Below are 12,626 nucleotides of genomic sequence, written 5' to 3'. Positions count from 1 at the left end.
GTCGTACCCGTGGCCTAACCTTCCACGCATGCCTCAACCCACGACGGGGACCATCACCACCCTGCCTACGCTGTCGCCGTCGCGCGCCGCCGACTTCAAGACGTGCCCCCTGCTGTATCGGTTCCGGTCCATCGACCGCCTGCCCGAACGCCCCACGGCGGACCAGATGCGCGGCACGCTGGTGCACGCGGTCCTGGAGGCGCTGTTCGAGGAGCCCTCCGGCAGCCGCACCCCCGAGCGCGCCGCCGCCCTCGTCGCGCCGCAGTGGCAGCGGCTGGTCGAGACCGAGGAGGGGCTCGCCGACCTGTTCGCCGACGTGGAGGAGTTCCTGGAGTCGAGCCGGGAGCTGCTCGGCGGCTATTTCGCCGTCGAGGACCCCAACCGGCTGGAGCCCGCCGAGCGCGAGGCGTATGTGGAGGCCGAGGTCGACGGCAAGCTCGTCATCCGCGGCTATGTCGACCGCCTCGACGTCTCCCCCGCCGGCGACATCCGCGTCGTGGACTACAAGACCGGCGGCGCCCCCCGGGAGGCGTTCGAGGCCCGGGCCATGTTCCAGCTGAAGTTCTACGCCCTGGTGCTGTGGCGGACCCGCGGCGTGGTGCCCAAGGTGCTGCGGCTGATGTATCTGAAGGACCGCGAGGTCTGCGACTTCTCCCCCGACGCCGACGAGCTGGTCCGCTTCGAGCGCACGCTGCTGGCGCTGTGGCAGGCGATCGAGCGGGCGACCGAGGACAAGGACTTCCGCGCCCACCCGAGCAGGTTGTGCGGGTGGTGCGCCCACCAGGCACTGTGCCCGGCGTTCGGGGGGACGCCGCCACCGTTCCCGGAGCGGGCCACGGTCACGCTGCCACTGGTGACGGACGAGGAGCCGCCGACGGGCCGCGACGAGTAGCTTCCTCGCGCGCGGTCGGGTCGTGCGGTGCCGCCGGGCCGGGCTGTGACGCTTGCCCTGGACGCTGCTTGCTTTCGGCGCGGCGCGCTCCGGCTGAGGGTGTCGCGGTCAGGCCTGGTCCGGCGCTGATGACGAGCGGTCCAGGCCGCGTGATTCGTCCGGTTTGCGGCGGTCGGTATTGCTCGGTGCTGCTGACGAGCGGTCCGAGCTTTGCTCGGGACATCCCGCCACGTTCGCGGGCCAGCCCGCCCCGGCCCGGTCGGGTCCGGTCGGCCAGAGGGTTCGGTCGTCGGTCGAGTCGGGGGCGGCGCCGGCCGGTTCTGTCGAAGTCTGGCCCGCCCGGTCCACGGCAGCGCGGCCGCGTCTCGGCAGGTGCCCGATCCGGCTCAGCTCGGCCATCGTCCCGTCCAGCTCGTCCGGCTCAACTCGCCTGGTTCAAGTTGGATGTCCTGCAACCAGCCCGGCTCGGGTCAGACGCGGCCGCCGCGGTCCGGTGCGGGTGCCGCTCGGCCTGACTCGGCCCGGTCCGGCGTGGTTCGACCATCGCCGGTGCGGCGCGGCTGACCTCGCTCGGGTGAATCCTGCACAACCCCCGCTCCCAGTTGTTCGTCAGGTTTGCGGCGGTCAGGCTTCGTTCGGCGCAGCTGGAGGACGGTCCGGCCGCACTCACGACAACCCCGCCACGCTCCCGGGTCGATCTGCCCGGCCCACGGCAGCGCGGCGACGTGCCGGCGCGGTGTGCTCGACCCGGTCCAGCGTGGCCGGTCCAGCTCGATGTCCTGCCAGCGGGTCGGTTCGGATCTGACGCGTGCCGCCGCGGTCCGGTCCGACGGTCGGACCCGGGTCGGCGGCGGCTGCCTGCCGCGCCCGGCGCAGCGGTGAACGTGAGCGGCCAACTGGCCGCGGGTCCGGTGCGGCAGGCTTCCCGGAACGTCGACGGCCCCGGGCGGGTGAGGCGGGTCTCATCCTCAAGCAGGAGGCGCGGGTAGGACGCGGCGACGAATCCGAGGGGTTCTGGAGCCGATACCGTACGAAGGGTGCTGAAGCGCGTGCTGAGCCGCCGAGCGGACCCGTTGGTGCAGGACATCGCCCTGGCGGTGGTGCTCGCTGTGGTCAGTGGGGCGTCGACGGCGCTGGCGCGGGAGATGTTCGGGGCGAGCAGTCTGACGGTGCAGCTGGTCTTCGACACGGTCGGGTTGCTGGCGGTGGCGGTGCGGCGGCGGTGGCTGTGGTTCGCGGTGTGGTTCACGACGGTGCACACCGTGGTGCCGTTCACCGGTGTGCTGCCGGTCGTGTATGGCGGGTTCGCGGTGATCGTCGTGACGTACACGGCCGCCGCGTATCTGCCGCTCAAGCGGGCCATCGCGGCCGGGGTGCTGATCTGGGTGCCGGGGATGGCGCTCGCGACGGTGATGGGGCGCACCGACGAGGAGCCGCTCGTGCTGGGGCCGCAGGTGTTCCTGCTGTTCAACGCGATGAGCGCGCTGGTCTGCTTCACCGTCGGGCGGATGATGGCGACCCGCCGGGCGTATGTGGCGGCTCTGGAGGACCGGGCGATGACGGCGGAGACGAGTCAGCGGGCGCTGACCGAGCAGGCGGTCGCCGACGAGCGGCGGCGGATCGCGCGGGAGCTGCACGACGTCGTCGCGCACCACGTGAGCGTGATGGGGGTGCTCGCGACGGGGTCGCGGCGGATGCTGCAGCGGGACCCGCGGGCCGCCGACGAGGCCCTCGCCACGATCGAGGAGACGGGCAGGACCGCGTTGCGGGAGATGCGGCGGTTGCTGACGGTGCTGCGCACGGAGGCGGAGCCGGCCGGGGAGCTGGCGCCGCAGCCGGGGCTCGCGGGTGTGGAGGGCCTGGTCGAGCAGATCCGCGAGGCGGGGCTGCAGGCGGTGCTGAAGGTGGAGGGGGTGCCGGGGCAGCTGGACCCGGGTATCGCGCTGACGATCTACCGGATCGTGCAGGAGGCGCTGACGAACGCGCTGAAGCACGCGGGGGCGGCGACGGTCGAGGTCAGGATGGCGTTCACGCGCACCGACGTGGTCGTCGAGGTGTGCGACACGGGGCGCGGGCCGCAGCTCGGGACCGTCGCCATCGGGCACGGTCTGCTCGGCATGCGGGAGCGGGTCATGTTGTACGGCGGGACGCTGCGTACAGGGCCGAGGCCCGGGGGCGGCTACCGTGTGCACGCGAGGATCCCCATCGAACAGCACGCGGACACCGTCGAACGGCAGCCGGCGTGACCAGCGAAAGGCAGCCAGTTTGAACGAGAGGCCGATCCGGCTCCTGCTGGTGGACGACCAGCCGCTGCTGCGCACCGGGTTCCGGATGGTGCTCGGCGGCGAGGCCGACCTCGACATCGTCGCCGAGGCGGGTGACGGGGTCGAGGCGATCGAGCTGGCCCGGCGCCTGCTGCCCGACGTGGTGCTGATGGACATCCGGATGCCGCGGATGGACGGGGTCGCCGCGACGCGGGCGATCGTCGAGGCGAAGCTGCCGGTGCGGGTGCTGATCCTGACCACGTTCGACCTGGACGAGTACGTGGTGGGCGCGCTGCGCGCCGGGGCGAGCGGGTTCCTGGCGAAGGACGTGCCCGCCGACGACCTGGTCGCCGCGATCCGGACCGTGGCCGCCGGGGAGGCCGTCGTCGCGCCCCGGATCCTGAAGCGGCTGCTGGACAAGTTCGCCGACGCGTTGCCGGACCCGGACGCGGCGCCGCCGCGGGACCTGCGGGTGCTGACCGACCGGGAGCGGGAGGTGCTCGTGCATCTGGCGCGGGGGCTGTCCAACTCGGAGATCGCCAGGGCGTTGTCGGTGAGCGAGACGACGGTGAAGACGCACGTCGGGCACGTACTGACGAAGCTCGGTCTCAGGGACCGCGTCCAGGCCGTCGTCCTCGCGTACGAGACGGGTCTGGTCCGACCGGGCTCATAGGTCTCCTTCGCAGGGAGTAGTCCCGACCGGCACCCCGGGAGGACGGCACGACCGAGATCACCCCGTAGCGTGAGGTCATTCACGAAACCAGAGGGGGATCGAGCGTGACCACGACAGTCACGACCGGGCAGGCGGTCGCCGCCCGCGCGGTGGACGTGTGGAAGGTGTACGGCAGCGGCGAGGCCCAGGTCATCGCGCTGCACGGGGTGAGCGTCGAGCTGGAGCGCGGTCAGTTCACCGCGATCATGGGCCCGTCGGGGTCCGGCAAGTCGACGCTGATGCACACGCTCGCCGGGCTCGACTCGGTGACGCGCGGTGAGATCTTCGTCGGTGACACCAAGCTGACAGGGATGTCCGACGGTGACCTGACGAACCTGCGCAGGACCAAGGTCGGGTTCATCTTCCAGCAGTTCAATCTGCTGCCGACGCTGACGGCGGAGGAGAACATCCTGCTGCCGCTGTCGATCGCGGGTCGCAAGGCCGACCCGAAGTGGTATGAGACGGTGATCGAGACGGTCGGGCTCAAGGACCGGCTCAAGCACCGGCCGAGCCAGCTGTCCGGCGGTCAGCAGCAGCGCGTCGCGTGCGCGCGGGCGCTGGTGTCGCGGCCGGAGGTCATCTTCGCCGACGAGCCGACGGGCAACCTCGACTCGCGCTCCGGCGCGGAGGTGCTGTCGTTCCTGCGCAACTCGGTGCGCGAGTTCGGGCAGACGATCGTCATGGTGACCCACGACCCGAACGCGGCGTCCTACGCCGACCGGGTCATCTTCCTGGCCGACGGGCGGGTCGTCGACGAGCTGCGCTCGCCGAGCGCCGACGCGGTGCTGGACAAGCTCAAGGGCCTGGACGCCAAGGTCGAGAGCGCCGCCGACGCGCCGCAGGCGGGCTGAGCCGTGCTGCGCGCGACGCTCAAGAGCCTGCTGGCGCGCAAGCTCCGGCTGATCCTGTCGGCCCTGGCGGTCGTGCTGTCCGTGATGTTCATCGCCAGTTCGCTGGTGCTGACCGACACCCTCGGACGCACGTTCGACAACATCTTCGCCGACATCTACACCAACACCGACGTGCAGGTCACCACGAAGGCCGACGTCGAGGCGCAGGGCGGCGGGCCGGCCCAGTCGATGAAGCCGCTGACGTCCTCGGACGTCGACAAGGTCAAGCAGGTCGACGGGGTGAGGTCGGCGACCGGGCAGGTCTTCGTGACCGGCGCCCGGGCCATCGGCAAGAACGGCAAGATCGTGGCCAGCGGGTCCGGGCAGTTCGGCGGCAACTGGGGCGGCGAGGACGAGCTGACGAAGCTCATCGCCGGCAAGGCGCCGGCGGCCGCCGACGAGGTGGTCATCAACAACGGGCTCGCCCTCACGGGCAAGTTCGCCGTCGGTGACCCGATCGACGTCATCACCCGCACCCAGCCGCGCAAGACGTTCAAGATCACCGGCATCATGCAGTACAGCGGCGGCCGGGACTCGATGGCGGGTGAGACCGCGGTGCTGTTCACCGAGGCCACCGCGCAGGAGCTCATGCTCGGCGAGAAGGGCGCGTTCAACCTCATCGACGTCAAGAGCGACAGCGGCCTCTCCGACGCCAAGGTCCGCGACAACGTCAAGGCCGCGCTCGGCGACGGGTATGTGGTGCAGACGGGCGAGGACCTGTCGGAGGAGTCCAGCAAGCAGCTGCGGGACCTGTTGGCGTACGTCAACTACTTCCTGCTCGGCTTCGGCACGGTCGCGCTGCTGGTCGGCATCTTCCTGATCCTCAACACGTTCTCGATCATCGTGTCGCAGCGCACCCAGGAGCTGGCGCTGCTGCGGGCGATGGGCGCGGGCCGCGGGCAGGTCATCCAGTCGGTGCTGATCGAGGCCCTGATCATCGGCGTGGTCGGGTCGCTGATCGGCTTCCTCGTCGGGCTCGGGTTCGGCACGCTCGGGGCGTCGTTCTTCGCCTCGTCCGCCGACATGGAGTCCGCCGGGGTGGGCTTCCCGCTCACCGCGATCATCGTGTCGTTCACGGTCGGCATCCTGGTCACCATGATCTCGGCGGTCGTGCCGGCGATCAAGGCGGCCCGGGTCGCGCCGATCGCCGCGATGCGGGACGCGGCGGCGACCGACCGGCCGCTGACCGGGATCACCATCGTCGGCGCGATCGTCACCGCGCTCGGCGGCGGCTCCCTGACGTGGGGGCTGGCCGGGGCCGGCGACGCGACGCTGCTGCTGGTGTTCGGCGGCGTGCTGCTGATCATCATCGGGGTGACGCTGCTCGCCCCGCTGCTGAGCAAGCCGCTCGTCGGTGCGCTCGGGTCGATCTTCTCGTGGACGGTCCCGGGCAAGCTCGGCAAGCGCAACTCCTCGCGCAACCCGCGCCGGACCGCGATCACGGCCGGTGCGGTCATGATCGGCATCGCGATCATCACGATGATCAGCACGGTGTTCACGTCGCTGTCCACGGCGATCGACGAGTCGGTGCAGCAGGACCTGCAGGCCGACCTGGTCGTCATGGGGCAGCAGACGTCCGATGTGCCGCCGGTCATCCAGCCCGACGAGCTGCGCGGGATCAAGGCGCTGCCGCAGATCCAGACGGTCGCCGCGTTCACCTACGACGCGGTGGAGTTCAACGGCAAGCAGGACTTCGTGGCCGCCTTCGAGGACATGGCGGCGGCCTCGACGGTGCTGAAGCTGCAGGCCGCGGAGGGCCGGGTCGACCGGATCGACAGCGGCGAGTTCGTGGTGGACGAGAAGACCGCCAAGGACCGCAAGTACAAGCTGGGTGACAGCTTCCCGATGACGTTCTCCAAGGGCGGCACGAAGACGCTCACCCTGGTCGGCATCTTCAAGACCAACGCCGGCTCCAGCGGCGTGACGATCTCCAACACCGACGCGCAGGCCGGCTTCGCGTTCCCGCAGCCGATCCAGGCGTTCCTCAAGGTGAAGAGCGGCGTCGACGTCACGGACGCCAAGACGGCGGTCGCCGGGGTGATCAAGAACAACCCCGAGGTCGACGTCCTGACGACCAAGGAGTACGCCGGCAACAGCAAGGCCTTCCTCGACGCGATCCTGATCGTCGTGCAGATCCTGCTGACGGCCGCCCTGGCCATCTCGGTCCTCGGCGTCATCAACACGCTGCTGCTGTCGGTGATCGAGCGGACCCGGGAGCTGGGCATGCTGCGGGCGATCGGCCTGCGGCGCGGCCAGACCTGGCTGATGGTGACGATCGAGTCGGTCGTGATCACGGTCTTCGGCACGGTGCTCGGCCTCGCGGTCGGCTCCGGGCTCGGCGCGGCGGTCGTCACCGCGCTGAAGCGGGTCGTCGGGTTCGGGGCCGTCACGATGCCGTGGGGCACGATGGTGTTCTACGTCATCGGCGCCGTGTTCGTCGGTCTCGTCGCCGGGATCATCCCGGCGGTCCGCGCGGCCAGGCTCAACGTCCTGAACGCCATCGCATACGAGTAGAAACCAGCGGGACGCGACGCCGGTCGGGGTTTCCCCGACCGGCGTCGTGCATTTCCGGGGCGCTTTCTGTGAAGGCTGAGAAACGTGGGCTAGGGGTTCACCCTGAGATCGGCTCCGGGCCATTCCCCGGGCCAAAACCGGTGGTCGGGTCGGCCCACGGGCGGACGAGCGAGGCAAGAACAGCCCCGAGGATGAAGGCACACCATTCACCAGGGGGAATCATGACTGCATCGGTTGCGACGCGCACCGAGGTGGCCGCGAAGGCGGTCGACGTCTGGAAGGTCTACGGCACGGGCGAGGCGCAGGTCAACGCGCTCGGCGGGGTTTCCGTGGAGCTCGAGAAGGGCCGTTTCACCGCGATCATGGGCCCGTCGGGCTCGGGCAAGTCGACGCTCATGCACTGCCTCGCCGGCCTCGACGCCGTGTCCCGCGGCGACGTCTTCATCGGCGACACGCAGATCACCGGCCTGTCGGACCGGGGGCTCACGAACCTGCGCCGCACCAAGGTCGGGTTCATCTTCCAGCAGTTCAACCTGCTGCCGACGCTGACGGCCGAGGAGAACATCCTGCTGCCGCTGTCGATCGCGGGCCGCAAGCCGGACGCCGCCTGGTACAACACCGTCATCGACACCGTGGGGCTGCGGGACCGGCTCAGCCACCGGCCCAGCCAGCTGTCCGGCGGCCAGCAGCAGCGCGTCGCGTGCGCCCGGGCGCTCGTGTCCCGGCCGGAGGTCATCTTCGCCGACGAGCCCACCGGCAACCTCGACTCCCGCTCGGGTGCGGAGGTGCTGTCGTTCCTGCGCAACTCGGTCCGCGACTTCGGGCAGACGATCGTCATGGTCACCCACGACCCCAACGCCGCGTCCTACGCCGACCGGGTCGTGTTCCTCGCCGACGGGCACATCGTCGACGACCTGTACGCGCCGACGGCCGACGCGGTCCTGGACCGTCTCAAGCGCCTGGACACGCATGCGGACAAGGCGGTCTGAGGACGATGCTGCGCGCAACCCTCAAGAGCCTCCTGTCGCGCAAGTTGCGGCTGGTCCTGTCGGGCCTCGCCGTGGTGCTGGGCGTGATGTTCGTGTCGGGGGCGTTCGTGCTCACCGACACGATGGGCCGCTCCTTCGACAGCCTGTTCTCCTCGGTGTTCGAGGGCACCGACGTCAACGTCACCCAGAAGCCGAAGGTCGCCGACGCGGACTTCGGCCCGTCGCAGCAGGGCTTCATCCCGGCCGCGACCCTGGAGAAGGTCCGCGCGGTCCCCGGCGTCGCGAGCGTCACCGGCGACGCGACCGCCGACGGTGCCCGGGTCATCGGCAAGAACGGCAAGGTCGTCACCACGTTCGGCCCGCCGCGCCTCGGCGGCAACTGGGTCGGCACGTCGGACCTGCTGCAGCTGCGGGAGGGCCGCGGGCCCACCGCCGACGACGAGATCGTCGTCAACGTCACCACCGCCAAGGCCGCCGGCGGGCTCAAGGTCGGCGACGACGTCGGCGTACTGACGCTGCAGCCCGGCAAGAAGGTCTTCAAGCTCGTCGGCATCTTCGGCTACAGCGGCGACCGCGACTCCCTCGGCGGCTCCCTCGAGGTGCTGTTCACCACGCCGGTCGCGCAGGAGCTGATGCTCGGCGAGAAGGACGTGTACAGCGGGCTCAACGTGAAGGCCGCGGCGGGCGTGTCCAACGAGAAGCTCCGCGACGACGTCTCGGCCGCGCTCGGCGGTGAGGCCGCCGGGTTCCAGGTCAAGACCGGTCAGCAGCTGACGGACGAGACGACCAAGGAGTTCCGGGAGGGCCTGAAGTTCTTCAACAACGTCCTCATCGGGTTCGCCGGTGTCGCGTTGTTCGTCGGTACCTTCCTCATCCTGAACACGTTCTCGATCATCGTCGCGCAGCGGACGCGGGAGCTGGCGCTGATGCGCGCCCTCGGCGGCAGCCGGGGCCAGACCCTCGGGTCGGTGATCATCGAGGCGGTCGCGATCGGGCTCATCGCCTCGGTCCTGGGCCTGGCCGCCGGGATCGGCGTCGGGGTCCTGCTCGCCTGGGTGTTCGGCAACGTCAGCGGCGTCGCCCTCGCCAGCGTCGGCGTCCCGGCCGCCGCGGTGATCAGCTCGTTCGTGGTCGGCCTGCTGGTGACGGTCGTCGCCGCGGTCCTCCCGGCGCTGCGCGCCTCCCGTATCCCGCCGATCGCGGCGCTGCAGGAGGTCGCGACCCCGGACCGGCCGCTGACGAAGCTGACCGTGAGCGGCGCCCTGATCGGCGCCGCCGGCGGCACGATGCTCGGCTTCGGCCTGTCCGGTCAGGGCGGCAACACGCTGTGGCTGATCCTCGGCGGTGTCCTGATCAGCTTCATCGGCGTCGCGCTGCTCACCCCGCTGCTGGCCAAGCCGGTGGTGGCGCTGCTCGGCCGGCTGTTCTCCTGGTCGGTGCCGGGCAAGCTGGGCCGGCTCAACTCGGGCCGCAACCCGCGGCGCACCGCGATCACCGCGGCCGCGCTCATGGTCGGTCTGGCCCTGATCACCGGCGTCAACGTCATCCTCGCCTCGGCGAAGCAGAGCCTGTCGTCGCAGGCGTCGACCCAGGTGACCGTCGACCTGATCATCTCCGGCGACGGCGACGACAACGGGCCGGCGAAGTTCGACCCGGCGGTGATGAGCGCGGCGGCGAAGCTGCCGGGCGTGTCCAGCACCGCCAGCGAGTACTGGGACTTCGCCCAGGTCGACGGCGGGGGCCGGGGCGTGTCGGCGACCGACGACATGGCCGCCTACGCGGGCATGTTCAAGCTCACCGCGACCCAGGGGACGCTGCGGTGGAGCGGCCCGGACCAGGCCGTCATCGACGAGGAGGACGCGAAGAAGCGCGACCTGACGGTCGGCTCGACGATGACGATGCAGTTCACCCGCGGCGGGCCGCACCAGGTGAAGGTCGTCGGCGTGTACAAGAAGAGCGACGTCATGGGCGGGCTCGTCGTCTCCGGTGACGTGGTGAAGGACTACCGCAGCGCGCAGCCGTCCTGGGGCTACCTGCGGGTCGCCGAGGGCACCGACGTCGCCGGCGTCCAGCGGCAGGTCGACCAGCTGCTCGTCGACAACCCGGAGGTGTCGGTCGCGAACCGGGCCGAGTACGTCGACGCGCAGTCCGCGCAGTTCGACCAGCTGCTCACGATGATCCAGATCCTCCTCGCGCTGGCGATCCTCATCGCGGTCCTCGGCATCGTCAACACCCTCGCCCTGTCGGTCCTGGAGCGGACCCGGGAGCTGGGGCTGCTGCGGGCGATCGGGATGCGCCGGGCGCAGACGATGCGGATGGTCACCGTCGAGGCGGTCGTCATCTCCACGTTCGGCGCGCTGCTCGGCCTCGCCGTCGGCACCGGCCTCGGCGCGGCCGTGGTCAAGGCGCTGCGCGACGAGGGCTTCAGCAAGATGGCGTTCCCGTGGTCGCAGATGGCGACGTACCTGCTGCTCGCGGCGCTGGTCGGGGTCATCGCGGCGATCGTGCCGTCGATCCGGGCCTCCCGGGTCAACGTCCTGCAGGCGATCGCACACGACTGAGCAGCACGACTGAGCAGCACAACCGATCAGCACAACCGATCAGCACAACCGATCAGCACGACCGGGAAAGGGGCGTCCACGGGGGCGCCCCTTTCGCTGTCCGGGAAACCTAGGCGACGAGTTTGCGCAGGTACGCGACGTCGACGTCGAGCAGTGAACCGACGAGCGTGACCCCGGTCGGGTCCAGGTCGACCTCGCACGGCACGGCGAGGACGGCGCAGCCGGCGGCGCGGGCGCTGCGCACCCCGTTCGGCGAGTCCTCCACGGCGACGCAGTCCGCGGCGGTGGTGGCACCGACGAGCCGCGCCGCGGTCAGATACGGCATCGGGTGCGGCTTCGTCTGGTCGACCTCGTCACCGGCGACGACCGCGTCGAAGTTGTCCGCCCCGATCGTCAGCAGCGCCACGTCCACGAGGTGCCGGTGCGTGGCGGTGACCAGCGCGAGCGGTACACCCTCCGCCCGCAGCGCCGCGAGGAGCTCCTTGGCACCGGGCCGCCACTCGACGCCGCCGTGGAAGAGCTCCTTGACCCTGGCCTCCAGCCACCTGACGCTGTCGTCGGTGCTGATCGTGTCCGGCAGGCCGAGGTCGGCGTGCAGCAGCCGCATCGAGTCGGTCATGTTGCTGCCGACCATCGCGTGCCGGGCCTGCGCGGACAGCTCACCGCCGTAATGGGTGGCGAGCTCGGTCAGGCCGACCGACCACACCTTCTCGCTGTCGACGAGGGTGCCGTCCATGTCGAAGAGCACGGCCGCGAGCCGGTCGTCAGAAGCCACCTGACGGATCCTGCCCGAGAAGGCCGCTCACCGTCCGTCATTCGTGCCCAAGCTCACGGCCGCTGTGACGGCGTCGAGGAACTCGGCCGGGGTCATGCTGCCGGGTCCGAGGCCCTGGCGGGCGGCGTGCTGCACGAGCCGCCGGGCCGTCTCGTTGGCCGGCGCCGGGATCCCGTGCAGGCGGCCGAGCAGGACGATCTCGCCGTTGAGGTAGTCGGCCTCGACGTTGCCGGTGCCGCGGGCGAGGCTCTGCCACGACGAGCCGCCGGCCCGCGACGCGCCCAGCTTGCTGTCCGAGGGCCAGCGCATGATGTCGCCGCGACGCTCCCGGTCCTCCTGCGCGGACGCGACGTCGATGCCCGCCTGCCGCAGCACCGCCTCCCCCTCGGCGTGCACGGGCGCCGCGGCGTCGTCGACCCCGTCGACCCGGCCGCACAGCGCCTCGACGGCGTTGCCCAGGTTCATGAGGAGTTTGCGGTACTTCCAGCGCATGATGTCGGCCCGCGGCTGCGACACGAACCCGGCCGACTCCAGGTCCCGGGCGAGCGCCGCCGCGGTGCTGTCGCTGCCGCTCGGGTAGCGGCCGAGGTCGAGGACGCCGGGGACCGGGGCGCAGTGCGCGATCACGACACCCGGCTCCAGGTGGCTGGCGGGCAGGATGACGTGCACGCCGTACACGTCCGCGAAGTGCCGCAGGGCGGCGCGCTCGTTGGCGACCCCGTTCTGCAGGCAGACGACCGGCCCGTCGAACCCTTCCAGGGCGACCAGCGCCGCCTGCGTGTCCATGCCCTTCATGCCGAGCACGACCACGTCCTTGCCGGTGTCCGCCGGGTGCTCGACCGCGTCGAGCTTGACGACGGTGTCGCCGGACGGCTCGCGCAGCGTCAGCCCGTCCCGCCGGATCGCCTCCAGGTGGGCGCCGCGGGCGACGACCGCCACATCGTGCCCGGCGGCCGCCAGCCGGCCCGCCACCACACCGCCGACCGCGCCCGCCCCGTACATCAGCCATCGCATCGATCCAGCGTAAAA

9 protein-coding genes are annotated in these 12,626 nt (G+C 70.9%); 7 read left to right on the top strand and 2 right to left on the bottom strand.

Annotated elements, in window-relative coordinates; translation table 11 throughout:
- Positions 1-28 precede the first annotated feature (28 nt).
- From ACZ6TV_RS40930 to ACZ6TV_RS40900, 7 genes are all read left to right on the top strand, one after another.
- Positions 29-892 (top strand): RecB family exonuclease, encoded by an 864-nt coding sequence (locus tag ACZ6TV_RS40930; protein WP_465304375.1) that lies wholly within the window; start codon positions 29-31, stop codon positions 890-892.
- A gap of 1,037 nt (positions 893-1,929) precedes the next feature.
- Positions 1,930-3,138: a sensor histidine kinase gene (locus tag ACZ6TV_RS40925; RefSeq protein WP_465304373.1), complete on the top strand. Its 1,209-nt coding sequence runs from the start codon at positions 1,930-1,932 to the stop codon at positions 3,136-3,138.
- A 19-nt stretch (positions 3,139-3,157) separates the two neighbouring features.
- On the top strand, positions 3,158-3,829 hold the full coding sequence (locus ACZ6TV_RS40920; protein WP_465304371.1) for a response regulator: 672 nt from the start codon (positions 3,158-3,160) through the stop codon (positions 3,827-3,829).
- Positions 3,830-3,933: 104 nt separating this feature from the next.
- Complete coding sequence (locus ACZ6TV_RS40915; RefSeq protein WP_465304369.1) at positions 3,934-4,719, top strand: ABC transporter ATP-binding protein; 786 nt, start codon at positions 3,934-3,936, stop codon at positions 4,717-4,719.
- Between the two features lie 3 nt (positions 4,720-4,722).
- Positions 4,723-7,272 (top strand): ABC transporter permease, encoded by a 2,550-nt coding sequence (locus tag ACZ6TV_RS40910; protein WP_465304367.1) that lies wholly within the window; start codon positions 4,723-4,725, stop codon positions 7,270-7,272.
- 221 nt (positions 7,273-7,493) lie between these two features.
- On the top strand, positions 7,494-8,261 hold the full coding sequence (locus ACZ6TV_RS40905; protein WP_465304365.1) for an ABC transporter ATP-binding protein: 768 nt from the start codon (positions 7,494-7,496) through the stop codon (positions 8,259-8,261).
- A 5-nt stretch (positions 8,262-8,266) separates the two neighbouring features.
- Entirely contained in the window at positions 8,267-10,822 is a 2,556-nt protein-coding gene (locus tag ACZ6TV_RS40900; protein ID WP_465304363.1) for an ABC transporter permease, read from the top strand.
- Positions 10,823-10,931: 109 nt separating this feature from the next.
- On the opposite strand, the gene ACZ6TV_RS40895 is transcribed toward ACZ6TV_RS40900, so the two are convergent.
- The gene (locus ACZ6TV_RS40895; RefSeq protein WP_465304576.1) at positions 10,932-11,606 is read right to left on the bottom strand and encodes an HAD family hydrolase; all 675 of its coding nucleotides are present in this window, start codon (positions 11,604-11,606) and stop codon (positions 10,932-10,934) included.
- 18 nt (positions 11,607-11,624) lie between these two features.
- A complete protein-coding gene (locus ACZ6TV_RS40890) occupies positions 11,625-12,611 on the bottom strand; it encodes a ketopantoate reductase family protein (protein ID WP_465304361.1) in 987 nt (328 codons plus the stop codon).
- Positions 12,612-12,626 lie beyond the last annotated feature (15 nt).

This window comes from Dactylosporangium sp. NPDC051087 (assembly GCF_055586325.1).
This window is presented reverse-complemented; position numbering and strand designations above follow the sequence as displayed.